The sequence below is a fragment of the Aestuariivirga sp. genome, from assembly GCF_047602625.1.
Taxonomy (GTDB): domain Bacteria; phylum Pseudomonadota; class Alphaproteobacteria; order Rhizobiales; family Aestuariivirgaceae; genus Aestuariivirga.
In genome coordinates, this window is record NZ_JASGGV010000002.1 from 847,910 (window position 1) to 867,104 (window position 19,195).

The following is a 19,195-nucleotide window of genomic DNA, read 5'->3' on the forward strand; positions in this document are numbered from 1 at the left end:
CCATAACCCCAACACACGTCACCCTCGCGAAGGCGAGGGTTCCACTAAAACTTTCATGCAAAGCGGGGTTCCCGCCTGCGCGGGAAAGACGAAAGAGGATATGCGGACGAAGGCCTATTTCGAATGCGCGGCGTCGAGTTTGTTGATGGCGTCCACATTGGCGGCGGAGGAGCCTTTGGGGTCGAACTCTTTTGCGAGCCACGCGTCGGTGATGGCTTTGGCGAGTTCGGGGCCGATGACGCGGGCGCCCATGGTGATGATCTGCGCGTTGTTGGAAAGGGCGGCGCGCTCGGCGGAATAGGTATCATGCGTGAGCGCGGCGCGGATGCCCGGCACCTTGTTGGCGGCGATGCACACGCCGATGCCGGTGCCGCAGCACAGGATGGCGCGGTCATATTCGCCGGCCATCACCTTGGACGCCACATTGCCGGAAAGATCGGCATAGAAGCCGGCCTCGCTCAAATTGGTGACGGCGTGCTGCCCCTTGGCTTTCAGATGCGCCTCGATCACATCCACGAGGGGCTTGCCGGCGCTGTCGCCGCCGATGGCGATTTTCATGACTTCTCTCCCATGTCTCTCAGAACGGATTCGATGATCCCTATATAGCCTTTCGCGTCCCAGGCGGAACGGCCAATGAACAGCCCGTCAATGGCCGATTGCCGCGACAGCGCCACGCAATTCTGCGGGTTGACGCTGCCGCCATAGAGGATCGGCAGCGCCTCGCCCACGAGATCGGCGGTGAGCATTTTCAGCTTTTCCTGCTGGGCGTTGGCGAAATCAGGGTCAGCCGGAATGCCGCCTTCGCCGATCGACCACACCGGCTCATAGGCGATGATGACATTGCCTTTTGCTTTTTTGCCCACGTCACGCAGCGCATAGCGCGTCTGCTTCGCCAGCACATCCGCCGTGGCGCCCGCTTCATATTCAGCCCGCGTGTCGCCGATGCAGACCAGCGCCGTGAGGCCGTGCTTCAAGGCGGCTGCCACCTTGAGCGCCACCGTCTCATCCGTTTCGCCAAAAAAAGTGCGGCGCTCGCTGTGGCCGAGTTCGACGAGAGTTGCCCCGCAATCCCTGACCATCAGTGGCGAGACTTCGCCTGTCCACGCCCCCTGCTCTGCCCAGTGCATGTTCTGCGCGCCGATTTTGACGCGCGTGCCGGAGAGGAGGTGCGCCACTTCGGCAATGTAAGGAAAGGGCGGAATGACGAAGGGCTGCACTTTGGCTGACGTGATGGCAGGCGAGGTCTTGAGTGATTCAGCGAAGCTCCGCGCATCGGCACGGAGCTTGTTCATCTTCCAGCTTGTGCCGATCCACAGCGTCATCAGCCTAACCCCGTATCCGCATAAGGCGCCCAATAGGCCACCGACTCGCGCAGCGCCGAAACCACATTGCGGTCTGTTGGCTCACGCTCGCGGAAGGCAAGCTCAAGGCAGAGCTCATTGTCAACACCGCCGCCGGAGCGCACGGCTGACAGGAGATTATCCGGCGTGATGCGGCCATTCTCATTGTATTGCGCGGTGAACGGCCAGTGGCCGCCCTTGTTCATGGTCGATTGCTTGATGTGGATGATCGGCGACTGGGTGGCGAAGCGCGACGCCCACTGAAAGGGATTAACATCCGCAGGGTCTGGCGAGGAGACATCGCCATGGTCAATATCGACCATCGGCTTGAGTGGTATCGGAAGCTCAGCCGCATTGATCCAGTCCTGCAGGTTCTGCGTATCCTTCAGCGTGTGGCCGAGCTCGCGGCCCACCGACATCGGCTCCCAGAACATCCAGGTGAGGCCGCGCTTGTGCGCATGTTCGCCAACATCGCGCCAGCAGGCGAGCGCAATCTCCATCAGCGCCGCGCGGCGCTTCGGATCATCATAATCGCGATAGGTGAAGATGCCGAACTGCGTGCCGATTGCCGGGGCGCCAAGATCGGCTGCGATATCGGCCATGCCCTTGAACCATTGCACATAATAATCGCGCACATCCTTGTCGGGATGCGTGAAATGATTGAGGCGGCCATAGGGGCCGGTCATGATCGAGGTGATGCGCGCTTTTTTCTCAGCACAGGCCTTGGCCATGCGATCCGTGAGCCGCTTCACCGTGGAGGCGGCCCAGGACGGATTGATGAATTCATGCACGAGCTGGATGTGGCCGATTCCGATCTCATCGGTGAGGACGGCGATCACGTCCTCGGGCTCCGCGAACCGGTTCACCAGCGGATTGGTGTTGATCGATAAGGAAAATCCCATGCCGTCACCCGTGCCGCTGCAGTGCAGCATCGATTTTGTTTGACTCATCGAGCATATTTGAAAAATATTGCATCACAAGAAAAAAAATTCAAAGACGCCTTTCAGGGTGGACATGGGATTTGGATCGCGCCTCTGCCATATCGCAGGTTGACGAGGAGCAGGCCCTTGCGGCCCGCGCCGCGTGGCTGCATTTCGCCGGCGGCAAGACGCAAGGCGAAGTGGCGGAACTTCTGGGCGTGCAAAGCACCAAGGCGCACCGCCTGATCGCCAGGGCGAGGAGCGAAGGGCTGATCAAGGTTTTCGTCGAAGGCCCGATTGCCGGCTGCATCGAACTTGAAGAGCGCATGAAGCAGGCCTTCGGCCTGATCCAGTGCGAGGTGGTGCCCAATATCGATGACGGCGCGCTGCCGCTGCGCACGCTGGGCATGGCGGGCGCGCGCTATATCCGCAACCTCATCGAAAGCGGCAAGCACGAACTGATCGGCATTGGCCATGGCCGGACTCTTGCCGCCGCCATCGACATGATGCCCGGCGTGCCGGCGGGCGGAACCAAATTCGTGTCCCTGCTGGGCGGCCTGACGCGGCGCTTCGCCGCCAGCCCCTTTGACGTGATCCACCGCCTGGCCGAGCGCACGGGGGCCGAGGCCTATATCATGCCGGTGCCCTTCTTCGCCAATTCGGCGAAAGACCGCCGCGTGCTGGAGGCGCAGTTCGGCGTTTCCGACGTGATCGCCATGTCGCGCGAGGCCGAGCTTTATATCGCAGGGATCGGCGAAGTGGACCGCAAGAGCTTCATCGCTTCCGAAGGCATGCTCGACGACGAGGACGTGGCGGAGGCCATGAAGACGGGGGCGAGTGCCGAAATCCTCGGCCATTTCTTCAATGGCGAGGGGCGGCATCTCTCCAACCCCGTCTCCGAGCGCGCCATGGCGCCAAGGCTCGAGGATCTGAAATCGCACCGCATCATGGCGCTGGCCGGAGGCTCGTCCAAGACCGAGGCGGTGCGCGCCATTCTCGAGAGCGGATTGCTCTTTGGACTGATTACCGATGAGGCGACCGCCCGCCGCCTCATCGCCAAAACCCCGGGTCGCGTGCCCGGCAAGAAGAACGGGAAAACCGCACCGGGCTAACAGAAAGTGCCGAACCCCAATCAAATGGAGGAATGGGAATATGTACGATAAGGAAAAAGGACTTTTCGAGGCTTTCGTCAAAGGCAAGATGAACCGCCGCGAACTGATTGCCGCGACCGGCAAGCTGGGCCTGGGTGCCGCCGCCACCGGCGTGCTGCTGAACCAGGCGCAGACCAAGGCGATGGCCGCCGACTTCGACTGGATGAAATACAAGGGCTCGAAGCTGAAGCTTCTGCTCAACAAGCACCCCTATGCCGACGCGATGATCGCCGACATCGAGGCCTTCAAGACCATGACCGGCATGGACGTGACCTGGGATATTTTCCCGGAGGACGTCTATTTCGACAAGGTGACGGCGGCGCTCTCCTCGGGCTCGACCGAATATGATGCCTTCATGACCGGCGCCTATATGACTTGGACCTATGGCCCCGCCGGCTGGATCACCGACCTCAACGAGTACATCAAGGATCCGGCTAAGACGAACCCCAACTACAATTGGGAAGACGTGCTGCCGGGCCTTCGCGCCTCCACCGCCTGGAACGGCGTGCCGGGCGGCGAACTGGGCTCCGCCGACGCCAAGCAGTGGTGCATCCCCTGGGGCTTCGAGCAGAACAACTTGAGCTATAACCAGAAGATGTTCGACAAGGCCAAGGTCGAAGTGCCGAAGAACCTTGACGAGCTTCTTGCCGTCTCCGCCAAGCTCACCAAGGATCTGGGCGGGCCTTATGGCATCGGCGTCCGCGGCTCGCGCTCCTGGGCGACGATCCACCCGGGCTTCCTGTCGGGCTATTCCAACTTCGGCGAAAAGGACTTCACCGTCGACGGCGGCAAGCTGAAGGCGGCGATGAACACCGCGGGCTCCAAGTCCTTCCACAAGTCCTGGGTGCAGATGATCCAGGATTCCGGCCCCAAGAACTGGTCGACCTATACCTGGTATCAGGTCGGCACCGATCTGGGCGCCGGCGCCTCCGCCATGATCTACGACGCCGACATTCTCGGCTACTTCATGAACGGCGGCGACAACAAGGAGAAGGGCAACCTCGCCTATGCGCCCTTCGCCGCCAACCCCGCCGCCAAGGCGCCGACCCCCAACGTCTGGATCTGGTCGCTGGCCATGAACAATGCCGGCACCCAGAAGGACGCCACCTGGTATTTCATGCAGTGGGCGACCTCGACCGAGCATGACCTGTTCGGCGCCCAGAAGATGGACTTCGTGAACCCGGTGCGCGCCTCCGTGTGGAAGGATGAAATCTTCCGCAAGCGCATCGACTCCAGCTATCCGGGCTATCTCAACCAGTATGAAACATCGGCGGCGGGCGCCAAGATCTACTTCACCGCCCAGCCGCTGTTCTTCGACCTGACCACGCTGTGGGCCGAAAACCTGCAGAAGATGGTGGCGAAGGAAATCCCGGTTGACGAGGGCCTCGACAAGATGGCCGCCGAAATCGACAAGAAGCTGTCCGAAGCCGGTTTGGGCTAGGACATAAAGCGCGGGGCCGGCCACTCCCTGTCCGGCCCCGCTTCCTCTCCACAACCAGAGAGCCTGAACCGATGACCGCAGCCGAGACGTCACCGCAGGTGAAGCAGAGCCGCTTCATGCGCCGCGCCCTTCCCTATCTGCTGAGCCTCCCGGCGCTCCTCGTGTGCATCGGCATCCTCATTCCCTTTTTCACGGCGGTTTATTATTCGCTGCTGCGCTACCGGCTGAACCTGCCACAAATGAAAGGCTTCATCTGGTTCCAGAACTACATCAACTTCTTCACCGACCCCGCCTTCTGGAACACCGCCTATATCTCGATCGTCTATGCCGTGCTGACGGTGGGCGTGGAGCTGGTGCTGGGCCTCGCCATCGCCCTCCTGCTGCAAAAGCAGACGCGCTTCAACAACATCGCCTCGATCCTTCTCCTGCTTCCCCTGATGACGGCGCCGGCACTGGCGGCCCTCATGTGGAAGCTGATGACCAATCCGAATTTCGGCATTTTAAGTTACTTCGTGAGCCTGCTGGGCATTCAGGATTTCAAATGGGCTTCCGATCCCGGAACGGCGCTGTTCACCGTGGTGCTCGTTGATGTGTGGGTCTACACGCCCTTCATCATGATTTTGCTGCTGGCGGGCCTGCGCTCGCTGCCGAAAGCGCCCTTCGAAGCGGCTGCCCTTGACGGCGTGCCACGGAGCTTCGTGTTCTTCCGCATCACGCTGCCGATGCTGATGCCCTATATCATCACCGCCACGCTGTTCCGCATGCTGGATTCGATCCAGCAGTTCGACATCATCTACGCGATGACGCAAGGGGGGCCCGGCGACAAGCTGCTGGTGTTCCAGGTGCAGGCCTATCTGGACTTCTTCCAGTCCACCAATGTCGGGCGCTCGGCGGCGCTGATGGTGATCCTGTGGGCCATCACCTACACGCTCTCCAACATCTTCATCAAGCAATGGCTGAAACTGCGCGAACGCGCGCATGGGGCGGGCTGAACCATGGACCACACCTCCACACTCGAGCGCGTCATCCGCGCGGCACTGATCACGCTGGTGCTGATCTTCTTCCTGTTTCCGATCTTCTGGATCTTCCTGATGTCGTTCCAGACGAATGAAACGATCCTGCGCATTCCGCCGTCGATCGTCTTCACACCGATCTTCGACAATTATACCGCCCTCATCACCGGGCAATTGCGCACCGCGGCGGGCAGCCTGCAGCTGAACTTCATGCAGAACCTGTGGAACTCGATCCTGCTCTCGGTCACCTCGGTGATCCTGTCGCTGATCTTGGGCATCCCCGCGGCTTACGCCTTCGCGCGCTTCAAGTTCAGGCTGGGGGAGGATATTGCCTTCACGCTGCTGTCCTTCCGCTTCGCGCCGCCGCTGCTCGTGCTGCTGCCCTTGAGCCTCTATTTCAAGTCCATGGGGCTCACCAACACCTACATCGGCTTGATCTGGGTCTATCAGCTGATCTGCCTGCCGCTCATCCTGTGGATCGTGCGCGGCTATTTCGAGGACATCAGCCCCGACATCGAACATGCCTATCGCATTGCCGGGAATAGCTGGTGGAAAACCTTCACGAAGATCGCCGTGCCGCTGGCCAAGCCCGGCATCGCCGCGGCGGGGCTTCTGGCCTTCATCTTCGCCTGGAACAATTTCGTCTTCGCGCTGATCCTCGCCTCCGCCGACAAGCAGCCGGTGACGGTGGGCGCGCTCGCCTTCGTGACGGCATCGGGCATCCAGTACGGACAGATCGCCGCCGCCATCGTGCTGTCGGTGACGCCCACGCTGGCGCTGGCCCTTTATGCGCAACGCTATCTGGTTGAAGGCCTGTCCATGGGAGCGGTGAAGGGATGAGCCAGCTTGAACTGAAATCGCTCGCCAAGAGCTATGGCGCCTTCAAGGTTTTCGACGGGCTGAACCTTGCCGCCGATCCCGGCGAGATCGTGGTGATCTTCGGCGGTTCCGGCACCGGCAAGACGATCCTGCTGCGGCTGATCGCCGGTGTAGAAGAGCCGACCTCCGGCACCATCGCGCTGGAGGGGCGGGACGTGGCGGATATTCCGCCCGAGCATCGCCACATCGGCATGGCCTTCCAGAACTTTGCACTGTTCCCGCACATGTCGGCGGAGGAAAATATCGCAACGCCGCTGAAGGCCCAGAATGCCTCGCCTGAAAACATCAAGTCCGGCGTGGCGCGGGTGGCGAAACTGCTCAAGATCGATCATGTGCTGGGCCATGCGCCGCGCGAATTGTCGAACGGCCAGAAGCAGAGAACCGCATTGGCAAGGGCGCTGGCCGCCGAGCCGCGCATTCTGCTGCTCGATGACCCGTTGCGCAACGTGGACGCCAAGCTGCGCTTTGAAATGCGGCTGGAACTGCCGCGCCTGCTCCGCCAGTCCGGCGCCACGGTTCTCTACGTAACGCAGGACTACAAGGAAGCCATGGCGCTGGCCGACCGCATCGCCGTGCTGGCGGGCGGAAAATTCATCCAGACGGCGACGCCCGAGGATATCTACATGACCCCCGCGACGCTGGGCGTGGCGCGGCTGTTCGGCGATCCCGCCATCAACACGGTGGACACCACGGTAACGGTGAGCGGCACGGCCGTGACGGCGCCGATCTCCGGCAATGCCGTGCCGCTGCCATCGGCCTTCAAGGCCTTCGCGGGCCGCGAGGTGACGCTGGGCGTGAGGCCGGAAGCGGTTGAGCTTGGGGCAACCGGCATTCCCGCCGAGGTGATGGCGGTGACGCCGCTCAACGAGCGTACGGTGCTGCTGCTGCAATCGCCGGGCGGATGGGAATTCCTCGCATCGCTCCCTTCGACCGCCGAGAAAATCCCCGCGCCCGGCGACAAGGTGAAGGCGCATTTCGCCGCCTCGGGCACGCATCTCTTCGACAAGACCACCGGTGAGCGTCTCCATGGCTGAACTCGTTCTCTCCCACGTCGACAAGATCTACCAGTCGCGGCGCAAGGCGCCGGTGCATGCGGTGCGCGACATCGACCTCAACGTGAAGCCCGGCGAGATCGTGGCGCTGCTGGGCTCCTCCGGCTGCGGCAAGACCTCAACGCTGCGGATGATCGCAGGATTCGAGGATGTGAGCCGTGGGGCGATCACGCTGGACGGCAGGCCCATCCACACCCTTCCCCCCGCCCAGCGCGGCGTCGCCATGGCGTTCGAGGCCTATTCGCTCTATCCGCCGCTCACCATCCGCGAGAACATGGCCTTTGCATTGAAGGCGCAGAAGCTCTCCGCCGCCGAAACCGATCAGCGCGTGAAGGCGATGGCCGAGATGCTGGAGATTTCCGACATCCTCGACAAATACCCAAGCTCCGTCTCGGGCGGCCAGCAGCAGCGCGCCAGCCTTGGCCGCGCGCTGGTGAGGAATGCCGGGCTCTATCTTCTCGACGAACCGATGGGCCAGCTTGAGCCGCAGCTGCGCGCCGTGCTGCGGGGCCGCATCAAGCATTATCTGCGCGAGCACAATTGCACCACCATTTTGGTGACGCACGACCAGACGGAGGCCAACGCGCTGGCCGACCGCATCGCCGTGATGGAAGGAGGCGTCTTGCAGCAATATGCAACGCCTGCGGAACTCAAAGCCCGCCCCGCCAATCTCTTCACCGGCACCTTCATTGGCGAGCCGCCGATGAATGTGTTTCCCGCCTCGGCGAAGGTGACGGACAAGCACATCACCTTCGCGCTTCAGGGCGGGGCTGAACTCTCCTATCCCGCCTCCGCCATGTCGCCTGCCGTCCGCAAGATTCTCTCCAGCACGCCTGATGTTTCGCTGGGCATCCGCCCGCATGCGCTGCATGTGGGCAAGGGGCCGCTCAAGGGCCGCGTGGTGACGGTGCAATGGCTGGGCGACCAGACGCATGTGGCGATTGACGTTTCCGGCCGCACCGCCGTTTCGGTGGCGCAGGACCGCGTGACGGCGAAGCCAGGCAGCGATGTGTCACTCGACGTGGCGGCGGCTGACCTGCATGTGTTCGATCCCAAATCCGGAAACGCCCTTGCCCATGGAAGCGAGCCCGCATGACGGACGGGATTCTGATCGGCATTGACGCCGGCACCTCTGTCATCAAGTCCGTGGCCTTTACCGCCGCGGGCGAGCAGATTGCCAGCGCGGCCATTCCGAATTCCTACGAGATGCTGGCCGATGGCGGTTCCGAACAGGACATGGCCCGCACCTGGGCCGACACGGCAAAGACGCTGAAACAGCTTTCCGAGAAAATCCCCGGCCTTGCGGAGAAGCTCATCGCCATCGCGGTGACGGGGCAAGGTGACGGCATGTGGCTGGTGGACAAGGCGGGAGATCCCGTGGCCCCCGCCTGGCTGTGGCTTGACGCGCGCGCTGCGCCGATCGCCGAGGATTTCATCGCCAGCCCCGCCTATGCCGAACACTACCAGCGCACCGGCACCGGCGTGAACGCCTGCCAGATGAGCATGCAACTCGCATGGATGACGCGCCACCGCCCCGAAGTGCTGGCCCGCGCCACGACGGCCTTTCACTGCAAGGACTGGCTCTATTTCAAGCTGACGGGCGACCGCGCCGCCGATCCTTCCGAAGCCAATTTCACCTTCGGCCAGTATAAATCGCGAAGCTATGCGCCGGCCATTCTCGACCTGCTTGGCGCCAGCGACTCAAAGCGCCTGCTGCCGCCCATCGTCGAGGGAACGGAGCGCGCGGGAAAGCTCACCGGCGAAGCTGCGGCGCTCACCGGCCTGAAAGCCGGAACGCCCATCGTGATGGGCTATGTGGATGTGGTGTGCACCGGGCTGGGCGGCGGGCTGTTTGACCCTCAAGGCCAGACCGGCTGCACCATCGTCGGCTCGACCGGCATGCACATGCGGATTTCACCATCGGCCTCGGATGTGAAGCTCAATGCCGAACGCTCCGGCTATACGATGGCCTTTCCGGTGCCCGGCATGTATGTGCAGATCCAGTCCAACATGGCGTCCACCCTCAACATCGACTGGCTGCTGGATGTGATGCGCGGCGTTCTGGAGCAGCAAGGCGTGGAGAGAACGCGCGCCGATCTTCTGAAAGGCATGGACGAGCGGCTGCTCGCCTGCGCGCCCGCCGAAATTCTCTATCACCCCTATATCTCGAAGGCGGGCGAACGCGGGCCGGTGATGGAGCCTTCCGCCCGCGCCATGTTCACCGGCCTCGAGATGGGCCATGGCGCCGATCACATGATGCGCGCCGTGTTCGAGGGCCTGTGCTTCGCCTCGCGCGATTGCTATGCGGCGATGGGCAGCATTCCCGCCGAAGTGCGCGTGACGGGAGGTGCTGCGCGCTCGAAGGCGCTGCGCCTGATGCTGGCCTCCACCCTGAAGGCGCGGGTGAGGAGCGTGAACCGCGAAGAGGCAGGCGCTGCCGGTGCGGCGATGATGGCGGCGATCCAGCAGAAGCTTTATCCCGACATGGAGTTTTGCGCCGCCCAATGGGTGGACCCGCAGCTTGGCGGCGTGACGGAGCCCGACCCGCATCTGGCGCGCGTCTATGATTCAGCTTTCCCCATCTACAAGGAAACCCGCGAGGTGATGCGCCCGGTGTGGCGCAAGCTCGCAGAACACCGCAGAGAGGCCAGCAATGGTGCATAATATCGCCGTCATCGGCGACCTGTTCATGCTGTCGAAAATGTTCGAGGAGGCGCTGCGCGAACGCTGCCGCCTGCATGAGTTAAACATCCGCGCATACGATCTTCCGTGGCCGGACGAACCGATGGAGCACGGCTATGCCGTGAAGGGCATGGACGGCTTGAAGGAATATATGGGGAAACCCGATCAAGTCGTTGAACTTGTTGGAAATTCCGAGATCCTGGTGACCCATCTGGCGCCGCTTTCGGCAGGCATTCTCGACCGGCTGCCGAAGCTCAAATTCGTGGCCGTGTCGCGCGGCGGGCCCGTCAACATCGACATGAAGGCGGCGCGCGAGCGGGGCGTCACCGTCGTCAACACGCCGGGGCGCAATGCCAGTGCTGTGGCCGAGTTCACCATCGGCGCCATTCTCGCCGAGACGCGCAACATCACGCGCGGCCACGATGCGCTCAAGCGCGGCGAATGGCGGGGCGATCTTTACCGCGCCGATCTGGCGGGCGAGGAATTGTGCGAGATGACGGTGGGCCTGATCGGCTATGGCGAGGTGGGCCGCCGCGTCGTGAAATTCCTCAAAGCCTTTGGCTGCCGCATCCTCGTCAGCGATCCCTATGTGCAGCTCAGCGTCGACGATCTGCGTGACGGCGTGCAGCAGGTGTCGCTGGAACGCGTGCTGGTGGAGTCGGATGTGGTATCGCTGCATCCGCGCGTGACGGCCGAGACGACGAAGATGATGAACAGGGACACCTTCGCGCAGATGAAGAAGGGCGCCTATTTCATCAACACGGCGCGCGGGCCTCTTGTCGATTACGATGCGCTCTATGAGGCGATGGTGAGCGGGCATCTGCGGGGCGCCATGCTCGAGACCTTCGACGTGGAGCCGGCGCCCGCCGATTCCCGCTTCCTGAAATTGCCCAACGTGACGCTGACGCCGCATATCGCCGGCGCCTCCGTGCGGACGGTGAAATACGCCGCCGGCCTCGCGGCGGAGGAAGTGCGCCGCTATCTCGACGGCGAACCGGCGCTGAACCGCTGCTGAGGGAGGAGGCGATGAAGGACCTGGGCTCCGTCGACCTCGCCGTCATCGGCGGCGGCGTGAATGGCGCAGGCATCGCGCGCGATGCGGCGGGGCGCGGGCTGTCGGTGATCCTCTGCGAGAAGGGCGATCTGGCGGAAGGCACCTCCTCGCGCTCCGGCAAGCTGATCCATGGCGGCCTCCGCTATCTCGAATATTATGAATTCCGGCTGGTGCGCGAGGCGCTGATCGAGCGCGAGGTGCTGCTGCGCGCCGCGCCCCATATCGTGTGGCCGATGCGCTTCGTGTTGCCGCATTCGCCCGAGCAGCGCCCGGCCTGGCTGGTGCGTCTGGGTCTCTTTCTCTACGACCATCTGGGCGGCCGCGAGCAATTGCCCGGCTGCCGCACACTCGACCTCGCGCGCGACCCGGAGGGAAAGCCCATCAAGCCGGAGTTCAGGCGCGCCTTTGAATATTCCGACTGCTGGGTCGATGACGCCCGCCTCGTGGTGCTGAACGCCATCGCCGCCCGCGACCTGGGCGCCTCCATCCTCACCCGCACGGCAGCAACCTCCGCCCGCCGCACCGGCGATCACTGGGAGATCGTCTTCACCTCGGCCGACGGCGTGAACAGCAAGGCGCGCGCGAAGGCGCTGGTGAACGCCGCTGGGCCATGGGTCGAGAACGTCATCACCGGCGTGGTAGGGGCGAACTCGGCGCGCAAGGTGAGGCTGGTGAAGGGCAGCCATATCGTCGTGAAGAAGTTCTGGGAGGGCCCGCAGGCCTATCTGCTGCAGAACCACGACAAGCGGGTGATCTTCGTCAACCCTTACGAACGGGACATGGCGCTGATCGGCACCACCGACATTCCCTATGGCGGCCGCGCCGAGGATGTGGCGATCGACGGCGGGGAGGTGGATTACCTGCTCGCCGCCGTGAACCGCTATATGAAGACGGCCCTGACGCCAGCCGACGTGCGCTACAGCTTTTCAGGCGTGCGCCCGCTCTCCGACGACAATGCCGAAAACCCTTCCGCCGTGACGCGCGACTATGTGTTCGACGTGACGGGCACGCCGCCGCTGCTCTCGGTGTTCGGCGGCAAGATCACGACATACCGCAAGCTCGCCGAACACGCGCTGCAGAAGCTGAAACCCTTCTTCCCCGCCATGAAGGGCGACTGGACGGCCAAGGCCAAGCTGCCCGGCGGCGACATGCCCCAAGGCTTCGACGGGCTGGTGAAAACGCTCGCCAACCAGTACCCGTGGCTACCCGCCGATGTGCGCCATCACTATGCGAGGCTTTATGGGTCGAAAGCGCAGGAGCTGATCGGCCCGGCGACGGGGCTTGCCGATCTGGGCCAGCACTTCGGCGCAACGCTCCATGAAGCCGAGATCGATTACCTGAAGCGCGCCGAATGGGCCGAGACCTCGGCCGACATCCTCGACCGCCGCACCAAGCACGGCCTGCACCTGACAGCGGCCGAGCGCAAGGCGGTGGAAAAGTTTGTGGGGAAGTAGCTCTTCGTCTTCGCTTCGCGCGAGCGGGGAGAAGAAGGGGACCCATCGCGCGAGCGATGGGGGAGATGATGGGCACCCGGATTCTGTTAAAACATCCGTTGGCCCCTCTCCTCCCCGTTGCTTCGCAACGGGTCCCGTCCCTGCCGCTGCGCGGCGCTCGCGAGGGCTCGCCCTCTCCCCTCTCACGAGGGGCGAGGACCTTTTTCAATAAATCGCCTTGATGGCGGCCAGCTCTTGGGCGATGGCTTGTGTGTCGCGGGTGTCGATGAGGGCGGCGAGCGTTTCAAGCCTTGGCAGGATCAGCGCGCCGACGATGGCGAAGAACTGGTCGTCGTCGAGCTGCTCGATGGGCTGGCCCTCGCCCGCGAAGAGCAGGCTGACGCAGGCGATGGCCGGCACCGCCACATTGGGATCAACCGTCTCGAACAGCCTGCGCCCCAGCCGCGACGGGCCGGTCTTGGCGATCAGATGCGCCTCCGACAGCGCCAAGAGCACACGCGCCAGGAATTCCGTCTCCGACTGCTTCGGCTGGGCATCCTGCGCGAGTTGCCGCCGCGCCGCATCGACGCGATGCTCCAGCACCAGATAGGGCGGCTTCGAATAATGCTCGACAATATGGATGGCGGCGCGGAAGAAATAGGAATTGAACAGCGGATTGTGCAGCAGGCTGTTCTCGCGCACGGCAGATGACACTTCATCCATCAGCCCCGGCGTGAAGGGCGACGGGAGCTTCCGCCACGACGGCAGGATGAGCCGGATCGAGGTGTTGGCGCCCCAGGTCATGAAGCGGTCGGCCAGCCGCGCCAAGCCCGCCACGCTGCGCGAGAGAAACGTGGCGCTGGTCTGCTGGCCCGCCGTTTGCCCATCGGCGTGGGCAAGGTCGCGGACATAGAACTGCGCGGCGCGCAGGCTGTCACGGAGCCCTGCGGCGGCGCACACGGCATGGGCGGCAAGATTATCGGCGGTGCGGAAGGCGATGGTCATGCCGCCATTTCAGCCGGAGGCCCCGTCATCGTCAAGTGAGGGCTGTGACAGGATAAAGAATTGACCCAGCGCCGGGCCTTCGTCCTAACATGAGGCATGGCTGAACCTGTTTCATCCCCCGTCTGGGCGCTGGACCAACCGGCGCTGCTGAAGGCGTTCGGCAGTTCCGAAAACGGATTGTCCGATGCGGAGGCGGCATCGCGGCTGGCGGCGGACGGGCCGAACAGCCTCGAAGACGAAAACCGCCACCGGGCGCTGCGGCTGCTGCTCCGGCAGGTGGAAAGCCCGATGGTACTGGTGCTGCTGTTTGGCGCAGGCCTTGCCATGACGCTCCGCGAATGGTCGGACGCGATCATCATCGTGACGGTTGTGGCGGCGAGCGCTCTTTTGGGCTTCAGCCAGGAATACAAGGCCTCGACGGCGCTGCTTGAACTCAAGAAGCGGCTGGCGCTTTCGGCAAAGGTGCGGCGCGGCGGCGCGGTTGAAACGGTGCCCGCCGTCACCATCGTCAAGGGCGACATCGTGGAGCTGGCGGCGGGAAACCTGGTGCCTGCCGACGGCGTGGTGCTGAAGGCCAGCGATTTTCTGGTGAGCGAGGCCACGCTGACGGGCGAATCCATGCCGGTGGAAAAGCGCCCCGGCACATCCGCGCCCGAAGCGCCGCTGGCCAAGCGGCTGAATTGCGTGTTCGGCGGCACCTCGGTGCGGAGCGGCACGGCCTCGGTGCTGATAACGGCGACGGGCAGGGCCACGGAAGTGGGCAACGTCGCCCGCATGATCACCGGCGCCGAGGGTGAAACCGAGTTCGCGCGCGGCATAAAGCATTTCGGCTATCTGCTGATCCGCGTGATGATCGTCATGGTGCTGTTCGTGCTGATCACCAGCCAGCTGCTGCACCGGCCGCTGATCGAATCCCTGCTCTTCGCCGTGGCGCTGGCGATCGGCATGACGCCCGAACTGCTGCCCGCCATCGTAACGGTAACGCTTTCGACCGGCGCCCGCGCCATGGCGAAGGAAGGCGTGATCGTGCGCCGCCTCGAGGCGCTGGAGAATCTGGGTAGCATAAATATTCTGTGTACGGATAAAACCGGCACGCTGACCGAAGGCGCGGTGCGCGTGGACGCCGCCGTCGATTGCCGGGGCGCTGCCGATGACGCGGTGCTGAGGCTGGCGGTGACCAACGCGGCGCTCGAAACCGGCATCGACAATCCCATGGATCAGGCTCTGCTGGAGGCGGGCAAGGCGCGCGGCATCAGCGGCGAAGGCGCAAAAAAGCTGGATGAAATCCCCTATGACTTTACTCGCAAGCGGCTGACGATCGTGATCGAAAGCCCAGCCACACCGGGCAAGGCGCTGATGATCACCAAGGGCTCCTTCGCCACCATTCTCGCCGTATGCGGATCATGGCGCGATGGCAAGACCGTGGTGCCACTCGATAAGGCCGGGCGCGCCGCGCTTTCAGCCTATCTCGACCAGCAATGCGGGCAAGGCTTCCGCCTGCTGGCGCTGGCCACCAAAGAAGCAGAGATCAAGCCCGATTACACGCTGGCCGATGAAAATGATATGGTGCTGGAGGGCTTCCTGCTCTTCGCCGATCCGCCCAAGGCGGAAGCCCGCGCCGCCATCGCGTCCCTCGCTGCGCTTGGCATTTCGCTGAAAGTGATCAGCGGCGACAATGCGCCGGTGACGCGCCATGTGGCGGACGCGCTGGGCATTCCCTCCGGCCAGTTGCTGACCGGCCCCGAAATCGCCGCCGCCCCGCCCGACGCGCTGCCGGTGATGGTGGAGAAGGCGACGCTCTTTGCCGAGATCGACCCGCAGCAGAAGGAGCGCATCATCACCGCGCTTCAAAAGCGCGGGCACGCGGTGGGCTATATGGGCGACGGCATCAATGACGCGCCGGCGCTCCGCGCCGCCGACATCGGCATTTCCGTCGATACGGCGGTGGATGTGGCGCGGCAGACCGCTGATATCATTCTCTTGAAGCGCGATCTGAACGTGCTGCGCATGGGCGTTGAAAGCGGCAGGCGCACCTTCGCCAACACGATGAAATATATTTCCATGACCACCAGCGCCAATTTCGGCAACATGCTGAGCATGGCGCTGGCAACCCCCCTGCTGCCCTTCCTGCCGCTCCTTGCCAAACAGATCCTGCTCAACAATTTTCTCTCCGATCTGCCCTCCATGGCGATTGCCGGCGATAATGTGGATGCCGAACGCATTTCCGGCGTGCAGCGCTGGAGCATCAGGGACGTGCAGCGCTTCATGCTGGTGTTCGGACCGTTGAGCTCGGTCTTCGATTTGATCACTTTTGCCGTTCTGCTCTATGGCTTCACCGCGCGCGAAGCCGAATTCCAGACGGCCTGGTTCACCGTATCGCTCTTGACGGAGGTGGTGATCGTGCTGGTGCTCAGGACCCGCAAGCCTGCCTGGCAAAGCCGTCCAGGCAATGCGCTGCTGCTTCTCTCCGCCGCCGTCGCGGGCCTGGCCCTGGGGCTTCCCTATATTCCGCTGGTGGCGCGATTGTTTGGCTTCGTGCCCCTGCCCCTCTCGGTGCTGGGCGTTCTGGTGCTGATCGCCGTGGCCTATGTGCTGACCACCGAGATCGCCAAGGCGCTCTATTACAGCTGGCTTTCGCGGCGAAGCACGGCCTGAGCCTGCATTCCGCTCAATCGAGCCCCGCGCCGCTTTTCCTTGGCCAGCCCCGCCGCTTTCGCTAAAACCCCGGCCAGCAACCCCGTCTCCCAAGAGGCCAGACATGCCCGCCTATCGTTCACGCACCACCACCCATGGCCGCAACATGGCCGGCGCCCGCGGCCTGTGGCGCGCCACCGGCATGAAGGACGGCGACTTCGGCAAGCCGATCATCGCCGTCGTCAACTCCTTCACGCAATTCGTGCCGGGCCATGTGCACCTGAAGGATCTGGGCCAAATGGTGGCCCGCGAGATCGAGGCGGCGGGCGGCGTCGCCAAGGAGTTCAACACCATCGCGGTGGATGACGGCATCGCCATGGGCCATGACGGCATGCTCTATTCGCTGCCCTCGCGCGAGGTGATCGCCGACAGCGTGGAATATATGGTCAACGCCCATTGCGCCGATGCGATGGTGTGCATCTCCAATTGCGACAAGATCACCCCCGGCATGCTGATGGCGGCCTTGCGCCTCAACATTCCCGCCGTGTTCGTCTCGGGCGGGCCGATGGAGGCGGGAAAATACCTGGCCCCGACCGGCGAGGTGAAAACGCTCGACCTGATTGACGCCATGGTGGCCGCCGCCGACGACCGCGTGTCGGACGAGGACGTGAAGACCATCGAACGCTCGGCCTGCCCCACCTGCGGATCGTGCTCCGGCATGTTCACCGCCAATTCCATGAACTGCCTGACCGAGGCGCTGGGCCTTTCGCTGCCCGGCAATGGTTCCACGCTGGCCACCCATTCCGACAGGAAGCGCCTGTTCCTCGAGGCGGGACACCTGATCGTCGATCTGGCGCGGCGCTATTACGAGCAGAATGACGAGAGCGTGCTGCCGCGCAACGTGGCGGGCGTGAAGGCGTTTCACAATGCCATGGCGCTCGACATCGCCATGGGCGGCTCCACCAATACGGTGCTACACATCCTCGCCGCTGCCCATGAAGGCGAAATCGATTTCACGCTGGAACATATCGACAAGCTGTCGCGCCGCGTGCCGGTGCTGTGCAAGGTGGCGCCCGCCAAATCCAACGTGCACATGGAAGACGTGCACCGGGCCGGCGGCATCATGGCGATCCTGGGCCAGCTTGAGCGCGCCGGGCTGCTCGAAACCGATGTGCCGACCGTCCACACGCCGACGCTGGGAGAGGCGATCAACCGCTGGGATATTTCGCGCAGCAATTCGCAGAGCGTGCGCGACTTCTTCCTCGCCGCACCGGGCGGCGTGCCCTCGCAGGTGGCCTTTAGCCAGTCTCGCCGCTGGGACGAGCTTGATCTTGACCGCGAGAAGGGCGTGATCCGCAGCGCCAAGACGCCGTTCTCGAAGGATGGCGGACTTGCCGTGCTGAAGGGCAATCTGGCGCTCGACGGCTGCATCGTGAAGACGGCGGGCGTCGATGAATCGATCCTCAAATTCTCCGGCCCCGCCGTGGTGTTTGAAAGCCAGGACGCGGCGGTGAGCGGCATCCTGACGGGGAAGGTGAAGGCGGGCGACGTGGTGGTGATCCGCTATGAAGGCCCGCGCGGCGGGCCCGGCATGCAGGAGATGCTTTATCCCACCAGCTATCTGAAATCGAAAGGGCTGGGCAAGGCCTGCGCGCTCGTCACCGATGGCCGCTTCTCGGGCGGAACCTCGGGCCTCTCGATCGGCCATGCCTCGCCCGAGGCAGAGGAAGGCGGATTGATCGGCCTCGTGCAGGCGGGCGACCGCATCGACATCGACATTCCCAACCGCACCATTCATCTGGCCGTCGATGACGCCGAGATCGCCAAGCGCCGCAAGGCCGAGGAGGCGCGCGGCAAGGATGCCTGGACGCCGCATGAAAAGCGCCCACGCAAGGTGACCACCGCCCTTCGCGCCTATGCCGCCTTTGCCACCAGCGCCGCCACCGGCGCCGTGCGGAAGGTTCCCTGATGCGGATATCGGATGCGATGCGCCAGCGTTACGGCGCGCCCGAAGGCTGGAACTTCGGCGAGGAACGCGTGGTGGAATGGCGCGACTGCGACATGCTGGGTCACGCCAACCACACCGCCTCGCTTCTGTGGTGCGAGACATTGCGCGTGCATTATTGCGAGGCGATCGGCCTTGGCACGCCCTCCTATGACAGGCCGAGCACGATGATCGCCCAGATCACCGCGCGCTATTTGGGCCAGATTTCCTTCGCCGATCATGTGCTGGTGTGCTGCCGCACGCTGCGCATCGGCCGCACCAGCGCCACCGTGCAATATGGCGTGTGGACCAAGGGCAAGCAGGCGTTCGAGGCCGAACTTGTGCTGGTGCTGTTCGACCAGAAGAGCGGGACGACCGTGGCCTATCCGGATGAGGTGCGGCGGCTGGTGAAGGAGCTGGAGCCGGCGGCGGAGGTTTGAGGACTTCGTCTTCGCCCCGCGTGAGCGGGGAGAAGAAGGGGACCCATCGCGTTAGCGATGGGGGAGATGAGGGGCACCCGGTCTCTTTGCCAGAACATCCGTTGGCCCCTCTCCTCTCCCACCGCTTCGCGGCGGGCCCCTTTCCTCTCCCCTCTATCGAGGGGCGA

Annotated in this window: 16 protein-coding genes; 12 read left to right on the plus strand and 4 right to left on the minus strand. The window is 63.6% G+C overall.

All coding sequences use genetic code 11. The annotated features are described in order from the left end of the window. Positions 1-114: 114 nt before the first annotated feature. From QM694_RS09165 to QM694_RS09175, 3 genes are read right to left on the minus strand one after another with little or no spacing between them, the layout of a single operon-like run. Positions 115-558, minus strand: coding sequence for an RpiB/LacA/LacB family sugar-phosphate isomerase (locus QM694_RS09165; protein ID WP_415006630.1), 444 nt, complete (start codon positions 556-558; stop codon positions 115-117). Further along, complete coding sequence (locus QM694_RS09170; RefSeq protein ID WP_415006631.1) at positions 555-1,322, minus strand: triose-phosphate isomerase; 768 nt, start codon at positions 1,320-1,322, stop codon at positions 555-557. The genes QM694_RS09165 and QM694_RS09170 overlap by 4 nt, the downstream gene beginning before the upstream one ends. Further along, positions 1,322-2,242 (minus strand): sugar phosphate isomerase/epimerase family protein, encoded by a 921-nt coding sequence (locus tag QM694_RS09175; protein WP_415006632.1) that lies wholly within the window; start codon positions 2,240-2,242, stop codon positions 1,322-1,324. The genes QM694_RS09170 and QM694_RS09175 overlap by 1 nt, the downstream gene beginning before the upstream one ends. 119 nt (positions 2,243-2,361) lie before the next feature. Here QM694_RS09175 and QM694_RS09180 point away from each other — a divergent pair, with 119 nt between their 5' ends. The 9 genes from QM694_RS09180 to QM694_RS09220 all read left to right on the plus strand — a co-directional run bounded on the left by QM694_RS09180 (position 2,362) and on the right by QM694_RS09220 (position 12,986). After that, positions 2,362-3,372, plus strand: coding sequence for a sugar-binding transcriptional regulator (locus QM694_RS09180; protein WP_415006633.1), 1,011 nt, complete (start codon positions 2,362-2,364; stop codon positions 3,370-3,372). Between the two features lie 40 nt (positions 3,373-3,412). Beyond that, entirely contained in the window at positions 3,413-4,852 is a 1,440-nt protein-coding gene (locus QM694_RS09185; RefSeq protein ID WP_415006634.1) for an extracellular solute-binding protein, read from the plus strand. Between the two features lie 71 nt (positions 4,853-4,923). Next, positions 4,924-5,844 (plus strand): carbohydrate ABC transporter permease, encoded by a 921-nt coding sequence (locus QM694_RS09190; protein ID WP_415006635.1) that lies wholly within the window; start codon positions 4,924-4,926, stop codon positions 5,842-5,844. Positions 5,845-5,847: 3 nt separating this feature from the next. After that, complete coding sequence (locus QM694_RS09195) at positions 5,848-6,705, plus strand: carbohydrate ABC transporter permease (protein WP_415006636.1); 858 nt, start codon at positions 5,848-5,850, stop codon at positions 6,703-6,705. Beyond that, positions 6,702-7,778 carry an ABC transporter ATP-binding protein gene (locus tag QM694_RS09200; protein WP_415006637.1) on the plus strand — a complete coding sequence of 359 codons (1,077 nt, stop codon included), beginning with the start codon at positions 6,702-6,704 and terminating at the stop codon, positions 7,776-7,778. Before QM694_RS09195 ends, QM694_RS09200 begins: the two co-directional genes overlap by 4 nt. Further along, entirely contained in the window at positions 7,771-8,892 is a 1,122-nt protein-coding gene (locus tag QM694_RS09205; RefSeq protein ID WP_415006638.1) for an ABC transporter ATP-binding protein, read from the plus strand. Before QM694_RS09200 ends, QM694_RS09205 begins: the two co-directional genes overlap by 8 nt. Continuing rightward, the gene (locus tag QM694_RS09210; protein ID WP_415006639.1) at positions 8,889-10,460 is read left to right on the plus strand and encodes an FGGY family carbohydrate kinase; all 1,572 of its coding nucleotides are present in this window, start codon (positions 8,889-8,891) and stop codon (positions 10,458-10,460) included. Before QM694_RS09205 ends, QM694_RS09210 begins: the two co-directional genes overlap by 4 nt. Continuing rightward, entirely contained in the window at positions 10,450-11,493 is a 1,044-nt protein-coding gene (locus tag QM694_RS09215) for a 2-hydroxyacid dehydrogenase (protein WP_415006640.1), read from the plus strand. Before QM694_RS09210 ends, QM694_RS09215 begins: the two co-directional genes overlap by 11 nt. Before the next feature lie 11 nt (positions 11,494-11,504). Then, positions 11,505-12,986 (plus strand): glycerol-3-phosphate dehydrogenase, encoded by a 1,482-nt coding sequence (locus QM694_RS09220; protein ID WP_415006641.1) that lies wholly within the window; start codon positions 11,505-11,507, stop codon positions 12,984-12,986. A gap of 204 nt (positions 12,987-13,190) precedes the next feature. Here the strand turns inward: QM694_RS09220 and QM694_RS09225 are convergent, their stop codons facing one another. After that, positions 13,191-13,970 (minus strand): hypothetical protein, encoded by a 780-nt coding sequence (locus QM694_RS09225; RefSeq protein WP_415006642.1) that lies wholly within the window; start codon positions 13,968-13,970, stop codon positions 13,191-13,193. A gap of 96 nt (positions 13,971-14,066) precedes the next feature. Between QM694_RS09225 and mgtA the strand changes: the two genes are divergently transcribed. The 3 genes from mgtA (at position 14,067) to QM694_RS09240 (ending at position 19,028) form a co-directional block, all read left to right on the plus strand. After that, positions 14,067-16,625 (plus strand): magnesium-translocating P-type ATPase, encoded by a 2,559-nt coding sequence (mgtA, locus tag QM694_RS09230; RefSeq protein ID WP_415006643.1) that lies wholly within the window; start codon positions 14,067-14,069, stop codon positions 16,623-16,625. A 103-nt stretch (positions 16,626-16,728) separates the two neighbouring features. Beyond that, positions 16,729-18,573 (plus strand): dihydroxy-acid dehydratase, encoded by a 1,845-nt coding sequence (ilvD, locus tag QM694_RS09235; RefSeq protein ID WP_415006644.1) that lies wholly within the window; start codon positions 16,729-16,731, stop codon positions 18,571-18,573. Further along, positions 18,573-19,028, plus strand: coding sequence for an acyl-CoA thioesterase (locus QM694_RS09240; protein ID WP_415006645.1), 456 nt, complete (start codon positions 18,573-18,575; stop codon positions 19,026-19,028). Before ilvD ends, QM694_RS09240 begins: the two co-directional genes overlap by 1 nt. The last annotated feature ends 167 nt before the right edge of the window (positions 19,029-19,195 follow it).